The 17,454-nt window shown below is 54.4% G+C and carries 16 protein-coding genes and 1 riboswitch; of the genes, 7 read left to right on the top strand and 9 right to left on the bottom strand.

Annotated features, from left to right (window positions below; translation table 11 throughout):
- Positions 1–167: 167 nt before the first annotated feature.
- Both MKY58_RS13265 and MKY58_RS13260 read left to right on the top strand, forming a co-directional pair.
- Positions 168–785, top strand: a complete 618-nt coding sequence (locus MKY58_RS13265) for a sigma-70 family RNA polymerase sigma factor (RefSeq protein WP_339324941.1) — start codon at positions 168–170, stop codon at positions 783–785.
- On the top strand, positions 754–1,605 hold the full coding sequence (locus MKY58_RS13260; RefSeq protein ID WP_339324940.1) for an anti-sigma factor: 852 nt from the start codon (positions 754–756) through the stop codon (positions 1,603–1,605). The genes MKY58_RS13265 and MKY58_RS13260 overlap by 32 nt, the downstream gene beginning before the upstream one ends.
- A 51-nt stretch (positions 1,606–1,656) precedes the next feature.
- On the opposite strand, the gene queF is transcribed toward MKY58_RS13260, so the two are convergent.
- From queF to MKY58_RS13235, 5 genes are all read right to left on the bottom strand, one after another.
- Positions 1,657–2,154 (bottom strand): preQ(1) synthase, encoded by a 498-nt coding sequence (gene queF / locus MKY58_RS13255; RefSeq protein ID WP_339324939.1) that lies wholly within the window; start codon positions 2,152–2,154, stop codon positions 1,657–1,659.
- Positions 2,155–2,183: 29 nt separating this feature from the next.
- Complete coding sequence (gene queE / locus MKY58_RS13250; RefSeq protein ID WP_339324938.1) at positions 2,184–2,942, bottom strand: 7-carboxy-7-deazaguanine synthase QueE; 759 nt, start codon at positions 2,940–2,942, stop codon at positions 2,184–2,186.
- Positions 2,939–3,430, bottom strand: coding sequence for a 6-carboxytetrahydropterin synthase QueD (gene queD / locus MKY58_RS13245; protein WP_339325144.1), 492 nt, complete (start codon positions 3,428–3,430; stop codon positions 2,939–2,941). The genes queE and queD overlap by 4 nt, the downstream gene beginning before the upstream one ends.
- Complete coding sequence (gene queC / locus MKY58_RS13240; protein ID WP_339324937.1) at positions 3,430–4,098, bottom strand: 7-cyano-7-deazaguanine synthase QueC; 669 nt, start codon at positions 4,096–4,098, stop codon at positions 3,430–3,432. Before queC ends, queD begins: the two co-directional genes overlap by 1 nt.
- 123 nt (positions 4,099–4,221) lie before the next feature.
- Positions 4,222–4,265, bottom strand: a riboswitch (PreQ1 riboswitch).
- A gap of 256 nt (positions 4,266–4,521) precedes the next feature.
- Positions 4,522–5,163, bottom strand: coding sequence for an FMN-dependent NADH-azoreductase (locus MKY58_RS13235; RefSeq protein WP_339324936.1), 642 nt, complete (start codon positions 5,161–5,163; stop codon positions 4,522–4,524).
- Between the two features lie 320 nt (positions 5,164–5,483).
- Between MKY58_RS13235 and MKY58_RS13230 the strand changes: the two genes are divergently transcribed.
- The gene (locus MKY58_RS13230) at positions 5,484–6,302 is read left to right on the top strand and encodes a Cof-type HAD-IIB family hydrolase (protein ID WP_339324935.1); all 819 of its coding nucleotides are present in this window, start codon (positions 5,484–5,486) and stop codon (positions 6,300–6,302) included.
- 69 nt (positions 6,303–6,371) lie between these two features.
- Here MKY58_RS13230 and MKY58_RS13225 read toward each other — a convergent pair whose 3' ends face one another.
- The 4 genes from MKY58_RS13225 to MKY58_RS13210 all read right to left on the bottom strand — a co-directional run bounded on the left by MKY58_RS13225 (position 6,372) and on the right by MKY58_RS13210 (position 9,446).
- The gene (locus MKY58_RS13225; protein ID WP_339324934.1) at positions 6,372–6,833 is read right to left on the bottom strand and encodes a hypothetical protein; all 462 of its coding nucleotides are present in this window, start codon (positions 6,831–6,833) and stop codon (positions 6,372–6,374) included.
- Positions 6,834–6,992: 159 nt separating this feature from the next.
- Positions 6,993–7,967, bottom strand: coding sequence for an electron transfer flavoprotein subunit alpha/FixB family protein (locus MKY58_RS13220; RefSeq protein WP_339324933.1), 975 nt, complete (start codon positions 7,965–7,967; stop codon positions 6,993–6,995).
- A gap of 83 nt (positions 7,968–8,050) precedes the next feature.
- Entirely contained in the window at positions 8,051–8,815 is a 765-nt protein-coding gene (locus tag MKY58_RS13215; protein ID WP_339324932.1) for an electron transfer flavoprotein subunit beta/FixA family protein, read from the bottom strand.
- 34 nt (positions 8,816–8,849) lie between these two features.
- Entirely contained in the window at positions 8,850–9,446 is a 597-nt protein-coding gene (locus MKY58_RS13210) for a TetR/AcrR family transcriptional regulator (protein ID WP_339324931.1), read from the bottom strand.
- Between the two features lie 261 nt (positions 9,447–9,707).
- On the opposite strand from MKY58_RS13210, the gene MKY58_RS13205 reads away from it, so the two are divergent.
- Genes MKY58_RS13205 through MKY58_RS13190 form a run of 4 tightly spaced genes read left to right on the top strand, consistent with a single transcriptional unit; the run spans position 9,708 to position 17,299 of the window.
- A complete protein-coding gene (locus MKY58_RS13205; RefSeq protein WP_339324930.1) occupies positions 9,708–11,885 on the top strand; it encodes a heterodisulfide reductase-related iron-sulfur binding cluster in 2,178 nt (725 codons plus the stop codon).
- Positions 11,882–14,284, top strand: coding sequence for a 3-hydroxyacyl-CoA dehydrogenase/enoyl-CoA hydratase family protein (locus MKY58_RS13200; protein WP_339324929.1), 2,403 nt, complete (start codon positions 11,882–11,884; stop codon positions 14,282–14,284). Before MKY58_RS13205 ends, MKY58_RS13200 begins: the two co-directional genes overlap by 4 nt.
- A gap of 24 nt (positions 14,285–14,308) precedes the next feature.
- Positions 14,309–15,493, top strand: coding sequence for an acetyl-CoA C-acetyltransferase (locus tag MKY58_RS13195; RefSeq protein WP_339324928.1), 1,185 nt, complete (start codon positions 14,309–14,311; stop codon positions 15,491–15,493).
- A gap of 24 nt (positions 15,494–15,517) precedes the next feature.
- Entirely contained in the window at positions 15,518–17,299 is a 1,782-nt protein-coding gene (locus tag MKY58_RS13190) for an acyl-CoA dehydrogenase family protein (RefSeq protein ID WP_339324927.1), read from the top strand.
- The last annotated feature ends 155 nt before the right edge of the window (positions 17,300–17,454 follow it).

The raw sequence follows: 17,454 nt of genomic DNA, 5'->3' as shown, positions 1-17,454 counted from the left end.
TTGGATTTATCCGAACCTTAAAAAAAGATAAAAAATTGCTGAAAATGAGATAAAACTCTCGAAGAGAAAATTCCGTTTCCGTCCGCATCTGCTAAAATGTTGCTGAATAAACACCACGACCAGAGGCTTGAGACCAGGGGATAGTGACATAAGGGGGGATCATAAAAATGGAAGAACATCCTGCCGAGTGGCTCAAAGAAATTGCGCGAGGCTCGGCGTCAGCCTTTAACCGTTTCTATGATGCGTATGCTCCCATGGTTTTCCGGCTATCGGAACACTGGCTGAAGGATGCGACCGAAGCGGAGGACGTCTGCCAGGAAATTTTTATCGAAGTGATGCAAAGGGCCGATCAATACGATCCGGAACGGGGGAGCGTGGAAGCTTGGCTGGCGGTTCGGGTTCGGAGCAGGGCCATGGACCGGTTGCGCAAGAAACAGCGTATCGCCGCCATGGAACAAAGCGAAGCAAATCTTGCCGAGTCGGAGCGTGCGCTTTATCTCGAATCCGCCGAATTGGAAGCGTTCCGTCATCTGGACCGCGAACGGATCCGGCATGCCATGAGGGGCATACCGCCTTTGCAGCGCATGGCCCTATACGGGAGCTATATCATGCAGCTCTCGCATCGGGAGCTTGCCGACAGGATGCAGAAGCCGGTGGGGACCGTCAAATCCTTGATCCGGTACGGCATCCGGAATTTGCGCGGACAATTGCAGGAAAACCAGACCAAGCAGGCAGCAAACGGAGGTGAGGCGCATGCGTTCATGGAACCCGGAAAATGGGAGTGAGGAAAGGTTCGGTACCTGCGTTGAATTGCCTGAGGAGAAGCTGGTCGATTACGTCATGAACCGTTTGGGGGAAACGGACCGGTTGCGGGTTGCGGGACATGTTGCGCAATGCGCCCACTGCGCAGAAAAGCTGCGCGAATGGGAGCTGCTAATGCAGGTGCCGGAAATGCAGTCCCTCTGCCTTCCGCGGCAGGAGGCGGCAATGATGGACGAAGGGATCGCCGTTTTGCAGGAACAACGGTCTGCCCGTCCGGTCCGCGAAACCTCGGGACCTCCCGCTCGCTTAGGCAGAAGGCTGAAAGCCCGAGCTTCGCTGCGCTTTTTGCGAATCAAGATTTGGCACAACCGCCGCTTTATTTTTCCCGGCGCTGCCGCGGCCGCGTTAGCCATATTCTTGTTTGTCGGACTGTTTACGTTCAAGCACCAGGCAGACCCGTCCTCCGAATCGATCGAGCGGCAGGTGTCCAGCAAAATCGCGTTCATGCAATCCGCCGATTATGATAAATATTCCATTGAGCCGCTGCCGCCGCTTCACGGTCCGGGAGGCGTGTGGCTCAATCCGGACTCCGGAGAGCTGCTGATTGTCATGGACGGCCTGACCCCGTCCGAAGAGAAGGATTACCAGGTATGGCTTCAGCATGAGCAGCAATCCTTCAGCGCGGGCATGATGCTGACCCGCAATCTCCAGGGGAGGGGGTATTATTACGGATTCGGCATCATGAACCCCGACCGGATCGTGATCAGTCTGGAGCCGAAAGGGGGAAGCCGGGTGCAAACCGGGCCGGAGGCCGTCAGAATCAATGTCAACAAACAGCCGTAACCAAAGGAAAAAGCCGCATTTCTGCGGCTTTTTTTGCATTCCTCGGCGGAATTAACGATTATCTATTTTCTCCGGATACAGGTCATGGTTCATCAATCGCTGTTCGGCCATTTTTTCATATTTGGTGCCGGGTTTGCCGTAGTTGCAATAAGGATCGATGGAAATGCCTCCGCGCGGCGTAAATTTGCCCCACACTTCGATGTACCGCGGGTCCATCAGATTGATCAGATCGTTCATGATGATGTTCATGCAGTCTTCGTGGAAATCGCCATGGTTGCGGAAGCTGAACAGGTACAGCTTAAGCGATTTGCTCTCGACCATTTTCTGATCCGGAATGTAGCTGATATGCAGCGTTGCAAAATCCGGCTGGCCCGTAATCGGGCATAAGCTCGTAAACTCGGGAAAATTGAATTTCACGAAATAATCGCGGTAAGCGTGTTTATTGTCAAAGCTCTCCAGCACCTCGGGCGCGTATTTAAAAACGTATTTCGTCCCTTGGTTGCCAAGAAGCGTCAAATCTTTCATTTCTTCAGGTTGTCTGCCGGTCATTTCAGTTTCCTCCTTCATCGGTCAGCGCGCTAAACGCCTCGTTTGTTGCCCCATACCAGCGTGTGAAGCTGCGGAAGGACCCTTACGTCGTTCAGGGTTTCCGACGCCGTCACTTTATCGATAAGCCTTTCATACTGCAGCAGCAGATCGGCGGCATGGTTTTCCTTGTCCATTCGCGATACGTCCGCGTTCCCGACCTGCAAATACATCGGGGCGCCGGGATAACGGGCATGCACGGTTTGCGCGTACGCAAGGTCGCGGTCTTCGAAAATGACGACCTTCAAGCTGTACGCATAGGGAGCAGGGCGTTGGCGAAGCCGCTCCACGATGGTGTCCAGGCGCTCCCAATCAGTCGTCATCCCGGAGCTTGGAGGCTTCGGCGATATCGTAACTTCATCGATCTCCGCCAGCCAATCCTGCCATCTCGAGCCTTGGGTTTCTACGGCGATCCGGATGCCTTCGGATTGAAGCAGTTCCACGAGGGAAGAGAGCTGGGGAAGGAGCAGCGGGTTGCCGCCTGAAATCGTCACATGCGAGAAACGGTTTCCTCCGATGCGTTTCAGCTCGTCCCATATTTCCGCGGCGTTCATCTTCCGGATGTCCTTCACGCCGCTTCCGTCCCATGTAAATGCGGAGTCGCACCAAGCGCAGGAGTAGTCGCAGCCGGCGGTGCGCACGAACATCGTTTTTTGGCCGATGACCATCCCTTCCCCTTGGACCGTTGGACCGAATATCTCCAATACCGGAATGGGGGGAGGGGACTTCACAGTGCTGCGTGTTTCGCTCATGCTTCCACCCACTCTCTCCGAAATTCGGCATAGCTGGTCGGCGTTTCGTATAATCTCACGAATTCCGTACGGCCTTGCTCGATCAGATCGGCATACGGCTTTTCGGCAAGCGCGGCTTCCATCTGCTCATACAGCCAAATCGCCATGTTTTCCGCGGTCGTGTTCATCGGAGGCAGCGTTTCATTGAGATAACGATGGTCGAGATAAGGTTCGATCCGCTGCTTCCATATTTCTTTGACCAGCCCAAAATCGGCAGCGATTCCGATCTCGTTCGGGTATGCGCTGATCCCAAACACTGCTTTATAGGTATGGCCATGCAGATTTTTGCATTTCCCTTCGTAAGCGTGCAGGTGATGGGCGGCGTCAAAAGTGAATTCTTTGCTGACCATGACGCGGTAATGGCGGTATTTCAATTCGCTTGGCTGAATGTCCGTTCCCAGCTGCTGCAGATTCTCGACGATCCGGAATTCGCCCGGCGTCCGGCCCATCATCGGGATGCCTCCTGCACCCGGCGCTCCAGATATAGTTCCAGACCTTTGCGCCGCAGCTGGCAGGAAGGGCATTCGCCGCAACCGTCGCCGATAACGCCGTTGTAGCAGGTCAGCGTCCGCTCGCGAACAAAATCGAATGCGCCGAGATCGTCCGCCATGGCCCACGTTTCGGCTTTATCCAGCCACATCAGCGGCGTGTGGATCACGAAATTATAATCCATCGCCAAATTCAAGGTCACGTTCAGCGACTTGACGAAAGAGTCCCGGCAGTCCGGATATCCGCTGAAATCCGTTTCGCAAACGCCGGTCACCAGATGTCTGGCGCCGGACACCTTGGCCAGCACGGCCGCAAAGCTGAGGAACAGATGATTTCGTCCTTCGACGAAGGTGCTCGGCAGCTCGCCGTCTTCCTGCGTAATTTCGATATCGCTGCGGGTAAGGGCGTTCGGGGCGAGCTGATTGAGCAGACTCATATCCAAAACGGTGTTTTTAACGCCGAGTTCTTTGGCGATCTCTTGCGCGCATTCGATCTCCAGGCGATGCCGCTGGCCGTAGTCGAACGTGACCGTTTCTACCTCCGCAAACTGCTTCATGGCCCAAAACAGGCAGGTGGTGCTGTCTTGGCCGCCGCTGAAGACGACGACCGCTTTTTCGTTTTTGAGCATAAAAAAACCTCTCCATCTTCAAAATTTGTCGTACAAGCGCGGATAAAACGCTTCTACCTTCGAAGAGAGAGGGTTCTTGAACTGACCGTAAAAAACAAGCCCAGACGGAAATAAACCCGACGGGCGACCTTAGTTTTTTATAGAGGGAGTTCGCGAACCTCTCCCGGGCGGTGTATGACCGCAGCCGGATTTTCTTCTGTTTTGTGCGCGATTGAATCGCACCGGTATATTATAGCACAATCTATGGCTTTGTGGATACGTCCGCGCCATAACGGAAGTCCCGACCGATCGGCATGAACCGCCGATAAGGTTTTTCGCCTATCGGCACGACTTCGGCAAAAGAAAGAAACACCTTTAAGGTGCGCCGCGAACGGAGGACCGTAAAGGTGTTTCCTGAAAAGCCGATTCGATCGGGAAGCCCGATTAAGCGTGTTGAAGCACCAATTTATTGGCAACTTCCTTCACTTTGTTCAGGCCGGCTTCGATGATTTCGCTTGCTTTATCCGGCATCGCGTTGTGGCCTTCGATCACGACTTCGTCGAGAATGGTCATGCCGAATATGCCGCCGAAAACGTTGCGCATGTAGTTGACGGCCATTTCCATCGGCGCGGTTTCCGGCGTGGAATAAACGCCGCCGCGAGCGTTCAGGAAGATCGCTTTTTTGTCCGGCATCAACGAAATCATGTTGCCTTCCGCGTCATATTTAAATGCGAAACCTGCAGCGTAGACATAATCGATGAATGTTTGCAATTTGGCAGGGATCGTCAGGTTCCACAGAGGGAATGCGAACACGACGACGTCAGCAGCCGTCAAAGCGTCCATCGCTTTTTGTTTGGCAGCCACGAGGCGTTGTTCGAGGTCGGTCAATGCTCCGCCGTTTTGCATTTTACCGAAGGCATTGAACAGGTCTTGTCCAAAGTAAGGCGTATCTTCTTCATATACGTCGTATGTCGTTACATTCAGGTTCTCTGCGCCTTTGACGGCTTCCATGAATGTTTCGTACATTTTACTGGAAACGGCATCGGACGCCGGACGGTTGTTGGCTTTTACGACTAATACGTTCATGTTGTTTCTTCCTCCTAAAGTCGACACAAAGATGAACTTGGTTCAGTACAATATCTTGTGTTCGTGATTTTTGATATCAAGCGAATTGATATAGTTGAATTGTAAGCAACTTTCAAAAATTCTGCAACCCCCAAAATATGATTTTTTGAAGACGCGAACCATAAAAGTTCAAAGAATATTCAATTTCGTAGGGGCGGTCGGCACGGAATTGCACAAATGGACCCGAAAACGACGCCTTATGCTTACGAATAAATCGTGATATAGTAGAGGAATGGTTTCGAATCTTTCGATCTATCACATATAAAAAGGATGTTGCCAACATGAAATACAAAATGATCGTTTTGGACCTGGACGATACGCTCCTCCGCGACGACCTGACCATTTCGCCCCGCACGAAGGAGGCGTTGATGGCCGCGCAGAAAGAAGGGGTAAAAGTGGTGCTGGCATCCGGGCGTCCGACTTTCGGGATGAAGCCGATCGCCAAGGAGCTCGAGCTGGAGAAGTTCGGGAGCTACATTTTATCGTTTAACGGCGCAAAAATTACCGATTGCCGGACGGAAGAAGAGATTTTCAGCAGCACATTGTCCGTCGAAACGGTACAAAGACTGTACCGCATCAGCCAAGAAGAAGGGCTGTCCATCTTGACTTACGGCAAGGATCATATCATCACGGAGCAAAGCAACGAATACGTCGAGATCGAATCCGGCCTGACCGGGATGCGTATTCAAGAAACGGCAAGCTTCGTGGAAACCGTTCAAGAGCCGGTCGTCAAAACGTTGATGGTCGGAGATCCCGGCAAGGTGGCGGAAGCGGAGAAAAAATTGCAGCGGCAATTGGCCGGCGAACTCAGCGTCATGCGCTCCAAGCCGTTTTTCCTGGAATTCACCGAAGCGGGCGTCGATAAGGGGACGAGCCTGCATCAACTGATCGGCCGCCTGGGCATCAAGCAGGAGGAAGTGATCGCCATGGGCGACAGCTCGAACGATCTGCCGATGATCCGTTTTGCCGGCCTCGGCGTCGCCATGGGCAACGCCCGGGACGAAATCAAGGAAGCCGCCGATTACGTGACGGACTCCAACATGAACGACGGCGTCGCGAAGGTGATCGAAAAATTCGTGTTTGCCTATCAAGAGGTTTAAAAACAAACAACCGGTGCTGGCCGAACGGCCAACCCGGTTGTTTTTCGTTAGGTTCAATCATATTCATCATCATTTCAAAGTGAACGTTGCGACGGCGGTCGCGTCACTCCATTCCACCCGAAGCGAATACGTTCCCGATTTTAGATTTTTGAACGTTTTGGCGTCCGTATAAGCTTCTCCTTGCGCGAGATCGATGTAGTCCTTGATCGGAACCGCGCCTTTTTCCACGAGGGCGTCGTCTTTCCAAAGCGTATATTTTGCGCCGCCTACGATGTGCAAGCGACGTTCCGTTTGGTTGTGGAAGGTGTACGTCGCTTTGACGCTTGATCCTGCCACGCCGATCTTGATCTTTCCTTCCAAACGGCCTGCGGCGATGCCATTGGAAGACGGTAACCCATTGGAAGACGGTAACTCCTGTTTGGGCGTCGAGGGGGCCGTAGGGAGGGCGGTTCCTTTTGAAATCACATGGCAGCTTGCCAGCACGGCCGAAGCGATGATGATTGACAAAAGGAGCAGAGACGTATTTTTCATGGTTTTTTCACCTCGCTTTACGCCTGCTTTTCTCTATCCGTAGACGCAGGGGAGGCTGATTTTGTTGCTGCGGGATCGTTATAGACGGGCAGTAAAAAAACATGGGAACGGTCCGTCTTTCAACGAACCCGTTTCCATGCTTTTTCGCGAATATTCGGATTAAACCAGCACCTTGCGGAACTCTTGGGTAAGCAGCGGCACAACCTCGAACAGATCGCCGACGATGCCGTAATCCGCGATCTTGAAGATCGGCGCTTCCGGATCTTTGTTGATCGCGATGATGATCCGGGACTGGCTCATGCCGGCCAAATGCTGAATCGCGCCGCTGATGCCGCAGGCGATGTAGATTTCGGGCGTCACCACTTTGCCGGTCTGGCCGATTTGCATCGAATAGTCGCAGTATCCGGCATCGCATGCGGCACGGGAGGCGCCGACGGCGCCGTGCAATACCTCGGCCAGTTCTTCCAGCGGCTTGAAGCCTTCCGCGCTTTTGACGCCGCGGCCGCCGGAAACGACGATTTTGGCTTCGGTCAGATCGACTTTGCCCGAGGTTTTGCGGACGATATCCTTGACGATGGAGCGGAGGGAACCGGACGGCGCATAATCCAATTCGACGATTTCAGCGGGCGAGGACGCGGGCACAGCCGGGCTGAAATTGTTCGGACGGATCGTAACGACCTGCGGACCGCCCGTAAATTGCCGCTGCTCGAAAGCTTTGCCTGCGTAAATCGGCCGGGTGAACAAGACGTCGTCGCCGTTTTTTTCGATGGCGGTCACGTCGGAGATTTGCCCTGCGCCCAGATGCGCCGCAATGGCTGGAGCCAGATCGCGTCCGAGCGCGGTATGCCCTAAAACGACCGCATCCGGCTTCGCGCGTTCAAAAACGGTCTTCATCACGTCCAGATAACTTTCCGGATTATAAATTTCAAGATCGGGATGATCGACGGAATAGACATGACCTTCCACGTAATTTGCCAGCTCCGACGCAAGCGTTGTTATTTGCGATCCAATGAGGACGGACGCGACGTCGTCCCCTTCCTGCTTGGCGGCGGATACAGCTTGAAGCGCTTCCAGCGAAACTTGGCGCAGGCTGCCCCCGCGAACCTCGGCTACCACGATATACGTTTTACCCATATCAGATTCCTCCTTTAACGGTTAAAACCATACAGCAAATGCTTATTGCCCCAATTGGGCAGTTTTTTTGCTCGCCAACAGCCTTAGATCAGCTTGGCTTCGGTGCGCAGCAGATTGACCAGTTCGGCCGCCTGCTGGGCGTAATCGCCTTGGAGAATCCGTCCGGCTTGGCGCTGCGGCGGCAGGGAAAGGGAGACGCGTTTCGTTTTTGCCGCCGCCTCGTCCGTGATCCCCAGCTCGGCAGGCGTGATATGATGGAATGGCTTCTTTTTGGCTTTCATGATGCCCGGCAGGGAAGGGTAACGCGGATCATTGAGCCCTTGCTGGGCCGTAAACACGGCGGGAAGAGCGACTTCCAGCGTTTCCGTGTCGCCTTCGGCATCGCGCTCCACGGCCGCCTTCTGCCCGTCGATGGACAATTTGGTGATGGAGGAGGTATGCGGAAGGCCAAGCAGCTCGGCCAGCCGGACCGCGACCTGTCCGCCACCGCTGTCGACCGAGAAGTTGCCTCCAAGAATCAGGTCCACAGACTGTTTTTCCAGGTAAGCCGCAAGGAGGCGGGAAACCGTATATTCATCCGTCTCCAAGCCGTCGTTTCCGATCAACACCGCTTCGTCCGCTCCCATCGCCAGCGCCGTTCGCAGCGCCTCGGCCGTCCGGTCGGGCCCGACGCCGACCACGGTTACCGTTCCTCCGTGTTGATCCCTTTGCAGCAGCGCTTCCTCAACGGCATATTCATCGTAAGGATTGATGACGTACTTCACGCCGTCGTCGGAAATTTCCCCATTTTGAATGACGATACGTTCCTCCGTATCAAAGGTCTGTTTCAGCAGTACAAAGATATTCATGCGGCAAACTCCTCTCATTTTAAATTGGCAGGCGTTAAACGCCGCCGAATGATTTTAGTCCTCTCAGAAAAAACTCAACCGTCTTGTCGACCTGGGCGGAGAGGGAGTATTTCCGTCCCGAGATCAGCCAGGAGGTGACGACTTCGTCCATGGCGCCGAAGATCAGCAGCCGCGTCAGCTTCGCGTCGAGGTCCTTGCGGAAGGCTCCCTCCGCCATGCCTCTTTCCACAATATGCTCGATGAGCTGAATGTAGGGCTTGACGACAAGTCCGATGGCCTTGCGCAGCTCAAGGGAGCTTTGTCTCAGCTCGATTTGGGTGACATAGGCGAGGTTCACGTTATTTTCGAGTTCGTTAAAATGGATTTCGCACACCTTGCGTAGCGCGTCCTCCGCCGTAGTCGATTCCTTGATGCTGCTGTGGAACATCCCGACCAGGTTGCCGAGGCGTTCCTGAAACAGGGAAATAAGGATATCTTCCTTGTTTTTAAAATATAGATATATCGTACCGTCCGCGACACCAGCCTCCTTTGCGATCTTGGAAATTTGGGAGCCGTGAAAACCGTTCTCCGCAATGACCTTTAAAGCCGCGTCCAAAATTAACTCATATTTTTCCAATTTTCTACTTGTCATCAGGCCACCCCAGTGATAGAATTCAATTAACTGAATGAATGCTCATTCATTTTTCTTAATCTTAATGGTAAAGGATGCCAGTTGTCAATCGTTTAAGACAAGATTTGTTGTAAAGGTTTTGCGGCAGGTTGGTTAAGGGAAAGCCTTCATTTACGTCGCAACCGTTACTGCCATGTTTCGGCAATGTCACATTTTGTAACCGCTATCTATAGTAAATAAGTTATTTAATGCCTTTTATATCAATAAAGGGAGGAACCGCGAATGATGTGGCAAATGGTCAATTTGATCTTGTTTCTCGCTGCGGCAGGTTACGGCATCTACCTCTTTTACAAAGCGGTATACCACCGGATCCTGTACGTGAAGCTCGGCAAGCCGTCCGACTTTCGCAAGCAGCGCGAAGGAAAATGGGGCGAATTCCTGTCGCAGGTATTCGGGCAGAAGAAGCTGTTTAAAGACATGAAAAGCGGCATCATGCACGTCGTCGTCTTTTACGGCTTCATCATTCTTCAATTCGGCGCCCTGGATTTGATCGTCAAAGGTTTGACAGGCGGAGGCCATCTGCCGCTGCCGGCTTACGACGTGTTCGGGCTGCTGCAGGAGATAACCGTCATCCTCATTTTGGCGGCCATCGGTTACGCGGCTTACCGCCGGTACGGCGAGAAGCTGCCGCGACTCAAAAAAGGCTGGAAGCCGAGCATCGTCATCTTCTTTATTTTCTTCCTCATGTTGTCGGTCGTTTTTTCCCTGGGTTTCGAAAGAGTATGGCTTGAACAGGAGCCCTCGGGATACGCGCCCATATCTTCGCTGCTGGCAGCGCTTTTCGGCGGACTATCCACGTCGGCTGCCCAAATCCTATTCTACGCATGCTGGTGGGCGCATCTGCTCATTTTGCTCGCATTCCTTGTTTATGTGCCGCAATCCAAACATTTTCATTTGATGTCCGCACCGGTCAACATTTATCTCGGCCGCTCCGAGCCGGTCGGCAAACTCAGCAAGCTCGATCTGGAAGACGAAGAAGCGGAAAGCTTCGGCGTCGGCAAAATCGAAGATTTCACGCAAAAGCAGATGATCGACTTTTACGCTTGCGTTGAATGCGGCCGCTGCACGAGCGTCTGCCCGGCATCCAATACCGGCAAAGCGCTGTCCCCGATGCATCTGATCGTCAAGCTGCGCGACCATTTAACGGAAAAAGGGACTGCCATTACCGGAAAATCGCCTTACGTGCCCGAATTCGCTTTTTCGACCATCGGTGCACACGCGTTGTCTGCCTCTTGCGGAGAACCCGAATTTGACGGCGCCGAGATCACGGATATCCGTCCGACCCTGGCCTGGCAAAAATCGACTTGGACGCATCAAGCCAAAGATCCGAAGGACTTGAACCTGATCGGCGACGTCATGACGGAAGAAGAAATCTGGTCGTGCACGACGTGCCGCAACTGCGAAGACCAATGTCCCGTCGGCAACGAGCATGTGGACAAAATCATCGATTTGCGCAGACATCTGGTGCTGATGGAAGGCAGCATGCCGACCGAAGGCCAACGCGCGCTGCAGAATATCGAGAGGCAAAGCAATCCGTGGGGGCTCAATCGCAACGACCGCGCCAACTGGAGCGGGGAAGTGGAAGGCATAAAGGTGCCTACCGTCAAGGATAACCCCGGTTTCGAATATTTGTTTTTCGTCGGTTCCATGGGGTCTTATGATCTCCGCAGCCGAAAAGTGTCCAGAGCTTTCGTCCGGCTGCTGAATGAAGCGGGCGTCAATTACGCCATCCTCGGCAACGAGGAGAAAAATTCGGGCGACACGCCGCGCCGCATGGGCAATGAAATGCTTTTTCAGCAGCTTTGCATGGAAAATATCGCGACGTTCGAAAAATACGGCGTCCAAAAAATCGTGACCGCGTGCCCGCACACCTTCAACACCTTCAAAAACGAATACCCGGAATTCGGGCTGGAAGGCGTGGAGGTGCTTCACCATACGCAGCTTCTGGATCAATTGATCCGCCAAGGCAAGCTGAAGCCGAAACATGAGGTCAAGGAGCGCATCGTGTATCACGACTCCTGTTACCTCGGGCGCTACAACGACGTTTACGACCAGCCCCGCGACGTGCTCCGGGCGATTCCGGGCGTCGAGCTCGTCGAAATGAAGCGCACCCGCGAAAACGCGATGTGCTGCGGCGCCGGCGGCGGGATGATGTGGATGGAGGAGACCTCCGGCAAACGCGTCAACTTGGCGCGGACGGAGCAGGCGCTCGAAACGAACCCGGGCATCATCAGCAGCGCGTGCCCTTACTGCCTGACGATGATGGAGGACGGGACCAAAGCGAAGGAAGTCGAAGAGCGTGTGAAAGCGAAGGATGTCGCGGAAATATTGGAACTTTCCGTATTCGGCGGCCATCCCGCTCACAATAAAGGACTAGAAATGGAGGCAAGCGCACAATGAACAAAGCCATTCGCAAAGCAGCCGTCATCGGCTCGGGAATCATGGGTTCCGGCATCGCGGCACATCTGGCCAACGTCGGCATCCCGTGCTTATTGCTGGATATCGTTCCGCGGCAGTTGACCGAAGAAGAGACCGCCAAAGGATTGACCCTGGAACATCCGTCGGTTCGAAACCGGCTTGCGGCTTCGGCGATCGCGAAGCTGGCCAAGACGAAGCCAACTCCACTTTACGACCCTGCGTTCGCCGAACGCATCACGCCGGGCAACCTGGACGACCATCTGTCCCGGCTTGCCGAGGTCGATTGGATCATCGAGGTCGTGGTCGAAAATCTGGAAGTGAAAAAGGGATTGCTTGAAAAAATCGAAAGCGTGTGGAAGCCGGGCATCATCGTCAGCTCCAATACTTCCGGCATCTCGATCAACGCAATGGCGGCGGACCGGAGCGAAGCGTTCAAGAAGCATTTTATGGGAACGCACTTCTTCAATCCGCCAAGATACATGAAGCTGCTGGAAATCATCCCCGGCGAGCAAACGGATCCGGCGCTTGTGGACTTTATGAAGGGATTTTGCGAAAAGGTGCTCGGCAAAGGCGTCGTGCTCGCCAAAGATACGCCGAACTTTATCGCCAACCGCATCGGAACCTATGGGCTGCTTGTGACGCTGAAGGAAATGACAGACAACGGTTTTACCGTGGAAGAGGTCGATGCCGTCACCGGCCCGGCGATGGGGCGTCCGAAAAGCGCTACCTTCCGCACGCTGGATCTGGTCGGTCTGGATACGTTCGTGCATGTCGCGAACAACGTCTATGACAACGTAACGGACGAAAAGGAAAAAGAAATCTTTGACGTCCCCGCCGTCATGAAGAGCCTGGTCGAAAAGGGCTGGCTCGGCGAAAAATCCGGGCAGGGCTTTTATTTGAAGAAAAAAGGGGCCGGCGGCAGCGAAATTCTCGCCCTGGATCTGAAGACGATGGAATACGCGCCGCAGACGAAACCCAAAGGAGCCTCGCTGGAAGCCGCCAAGCTCGCAAAGGGCGCCAAGGAGAAGACCAAAGCGCTGCTGTCGGCCAAAGACCGCTATTCCGATCTGGCTTGGAACATTCTGAAGCAAGTGCTGGTTTATTCCGCGGAAAAGGTCGGCGAAATCGCGGACTCCGTGCAGGAAATCGACGACGCGATGAAATGGGGATTTTCATGGGAGCTCGGACCGTTCGAAACCTGGGATGCGATCGGACTCGTCCGGTCGGTGGAACGGATGGAGGCGGAAGGCGTTTCCGTTCCGGCCTGGGTGAAGGAGTGGATCGCGGCGGGGCACACCTCTTTTTACAAGCAGGAGGAAGGAAAGCTGTATTCCGTCCGCATCGGCTCCTCCCGGTATGAAGAAATCGAGTTTGCGCCCGAAATCATCAACCTGCGCCGGTTGAAAGAGCAGAACAAAGTGATCAAAGCCAACAGCGGCGCCAGCCTGATCGATATCGGAGACGACGTGGCCTGCCTCGAATTCCATTCGCCGAACAATGCCATCGGCGAGGACATTCTAAGCATGATCACCCAAAGCCTTGAAGAGGTCCGCAACAACTACAAGGGCATGGTCATCGCCAACCAAGGCCGCAATTTCTGCGTCGGCGCGAACATCATGCTCCTCTTGATGGAAGCCCAGGACGAAGAATGGGATGAAATCAACGACATTATCCATCTATTCCAAAACACGATGTACAAAGTCAAACGCTTCGAAAAACCGGTCGTGGCCGCTCCGCACCGGATGTGCCTGGGCGGCGGCGTCGAAGCCTGCATGCCGGCCGACCAGGTGGTGGCTTCCGCCGAAACCTATTACGGACTCGTGGAAGTCGGCGTCGGCCTGATCCCTGCGGGAGGCGGATGCAAGGAGCTTGCGCTGCGCGCCAGCCAACATGCCGGCGTCGAAGGCGTCGATGTGCAGCCGTTCATCAATCACGCGTTCCAGACTGTCGGCATGGCCACCGTGTCCAGCAGCGGGCATGATGCGAAAAGGCTCGGTTATTTGCGCCCGACCGACCGGATCGTCGTCAATCAGGACTTTGCGATCTACGAAGCGAAGCAATCGGTGCTCGGACTTGCGAATACGGACTATAAGCCGATTCCGGAAGAAAAAATCCGTGTCGTCGGTTCGGAAGGCAAAGCGGTGCTGCAGCTCGGAGCGATCGAGATGAAACGCGGCGGATATATCAGCGACCACGATCTGTTGATCGCTAAAAAGCTGGCCCATGTGCTGGCTGGCGGCGACGTTCCGGCCGGTTCGCTCGTCACCGAGCAGTACATGCTTGACCTGGAGCGCGAAGCGTTCCTCAGCCTGTGCGGCGAACCGAAAACCCAGCAGCGGATGCACCACATGCTGACCAAAGGCAAAGCGCTGCGCAACTAACATCCCAGGGGAGGGTGAATCCAAATGAAAGAAGCAGTAATCGTATCGATGGCCCGCACCGCCGTCGGAAAAGCCAAAAAAGGCAGCCTGGCCCAGACCCGGGCGGATGATCTCGGAAAAGCCGTGTTGGAGGCGGTCGTTGACCGCGCACCGGGGCTGCTTAAGGAAGACGTCGAGGACATCATTATCGGCTGCGCCATGCCGGAAGGGGAACAGGGCTTGAATTTTGCCCGTATCATGTCGCTTTATGCCGGTTTTCCGGTGACGGTGCCCGCCCTGACCATTAACCGTTTCTGCTCCTCGGGGCTGCAGGCGATCGCTTTTGCGGCGGAGCGGATTATGCTCGGGTCTGCGGATGTGCTGATCGCGGGCGGCGTGGAAAGCATGAGCCATGTGCCGATGACGGGATTCAAAGTGTCGCCGAATCCGAAGCTGGTGGCCGACATGCCTGAGGTATACATGGGGATGGGGCATACCGCCGAGGAAGTGGCCGAACGGTTCGGAATTTCCCGCGAAGATCAGGACCGCTTTGCCGCCAGATCGCATGCAAAGGCAGCCAAGGCGATCGCGGAAGGGAAATTCCGGGATGAAATCATCCCGATTCAGGTTGAGCTGAAACACGTCGATGAGAAAGGAAAAGTCCAGACCCGTTCCTTTACGTTCGACACGGATGAAGGCGTGCGTCCCGACACGACCCCCGAAGTTCTTGGCAAACTCAAGCCTTCGTTTAAATTGAACGGCACCGTCACTGCGGGCAATGCTTCGCAAACAAGCGACGGGGCCGCCGCCGTCGTCGTCATGAGCCGGGAGAAAGCGGACGCGCTGGGACTCAAACCGCTGGCGACTTTCCGCTCCTTTGCCCTCAGCGGCGTCGAGCCGGAAATAATGGGCGTCGGCCCGGTCAAAGCGATCCCGAAGGCGCTCCGCATGGCAGGCATTACGCAAGACGACGTAACACTCTTTGAAATCAATGAAGCTTTTGCTTCCCAATGCGTGCACATTATCCGCGAGCTGGGCATCGACGAGGAGAAGGTGAACGTCAACGGCGGCGCCATCGCGCTGGGCCACCCGCTCGGGTGCACCGGGACGAAGCTGACGACGACGCTGATCAGCGAGCTTCGCCGCAGGGGCGGGGGATACGGCGTCGTATCGATGTGTATCGGCGGCGGCATGGGCGCCGCAGGCGTTTTTGAAGTCCATCCCGAATAATGATAATAAAGGAGAGGAAAGCGCATGAGCACGACGATGAATAAAGTGGTTGGCGGCAGTTTTATCATTGAAGATACCGATTTCAACCAAGTCGTTACCCCGGAGGATTTTACCGAAGAGCATCGCATGATTGCGCAGACGACGGCCGATTTCGTGGAAGGCGAGATCATTCCCCGCGACGAGGAAATCGAAAAGCTCAATTATGAGCTGACGGTGGAAAAAATGCGGGTGGCCGGCGAGCTCGGCCTTTTGGGCGCGGATGTGCCCGAAGCTTACGGGGGGCTCGGCCTGGATAAGGTCAGCTCGACCCTGATCAACGAAAAGCTGACGAAAGCCTCTGCCTTTGCCCTTTCGATCGGCGCGCACGTCGGCATCGGCACGCTGCCGATCGTCTACTTCGGCACGGAGGAGCAAAAGCAAAAATATTTGCCGCTTCTCGCCACCGGCGAAAAGATTGCCGCTTACTGCCTGACGGAACCGTCTTCCGGTTCGGACGCGCTCGGAGCCAAGACGACTGCCACATTATCGGAGGACGGCGAATATTATGTATTGAACGGCACGAAGCAGTTTATTACGAATGCCGGATTTGCGGACATCTTTATCGTCTACGCCAAAGTGGACGGCAAGGATTTCAGCACGTTCATCGTCGAACGCACGATGGAAGGCGTCAGTATCGGCCCCGAAGAGAAAAAGATGGGGATTAAAGGCTCTTCGACCTGCCAGCTCATTTTGGAGGATGTGAAGGTCCCTGCCGAAAACCTGCTCTGGGAAGTCGGCAAAGGCCATCTGATCGCATTCAACATTTTGAACATCGGACGTTTCAAACTGGCTGCAGGGTGCGTCGGCGCAGCGAAAGACACGATCGAGCTCGCCGCCGAATATGCCAATGAACGGACCCAGTTCGGACGCAAAATTTCCTCCTTCCCGCTGATCGGCAAAAAACTCGCCGACATGAACACCAAAGCTTTTGTACTCGAAAGCATGGTTTACCGGACGGCAGGTCTGTTCGACGTGGGTTTGGCCGAAGTGGACCACGCAAGCCCGGAGGTCGGTTATCAATCCGCCAAGGCCATTGCCGAATACCAGCTGGAATGCTCCATCAACAAAGTATTCGGATCCGAAGTGCTTGATTTTATCGTCGATGAAGGCGTGCAAATCCACGGCGGCTACGGTTTTACCCAAGAATACCGGGTGGAGCGCAACTATCGCGATTCGCGCATTAACCGAATTTTCGAAGGCACGAACGAAATCAACCGTCTGCTCATCCCCGGCGCATTGGTGAAAAAAGCGATGAAAGGCCAGCTGCCGCTCATGCAAAAAGCGATGGCGCTGCAAAATGAGCTGATGGAACCGATCCCGAACCAGATTTTTGACGGCACGCTCGAACAGGAAGCTCATTTGCTGAAAATGTCCAAAAAGATCTTCCTGATGTGCGGCGCGCAAGCCGTTCAAAAATATCAATTGAAGCTGGAGGAACAGCAGGAAATTTTGAGCAACCTGGCGGATATCATGATTTCGGTGTTTGCGATGGAAAGCGCGCTGCTCCGCACCCAGAAGATGATCGATCGTTCGGGCGAGGACAAAGCGCAGCTGGCGATCCGGATGACGACGGTCTTCATCCACGACGAATTTGCGAAAATCGAGCAATGGGCGAAAGAGGTGCTCGCGGCGATGGAATCCGGAGACACGCTGCGCACGCAGCTGTCCGTGCTGAAGAAACTGGTTCGCAAATCGCCGATTGATTCGATCGGCATCAAACGCGAAATCGCCGAACGGGTGATCGACGCCGGATCCTATGTGTTGTAAATGGATGAGAAGAGAATAATCCTTCTCGGCATAAGCATCCCGTGCTCGCCAAAATCAGCTGAACCAGTCTGTCTGCAGTGAGAGCACAGCGGTCAACGTTTTTTCTTAATACGAATTTCGCGTTGTCTGATTATGGCAAAACCTCAATTACGTGA

It is taken from the genome of Paenibacillus sp. FSL W8-0194, from assembly GCF_037969745.1.
Classification (GTDB): Bacteria; Bacillota; Bacilli; order Paenibacillales; family Paenibacillaceae; genus Paenibacillus_AQ; species Paenibacillus_AQ cookii.
Note: the sequence above shows the minus strand (reverse complement) of the source record. Positions and strands in the feature narration are given on the sequence as shown.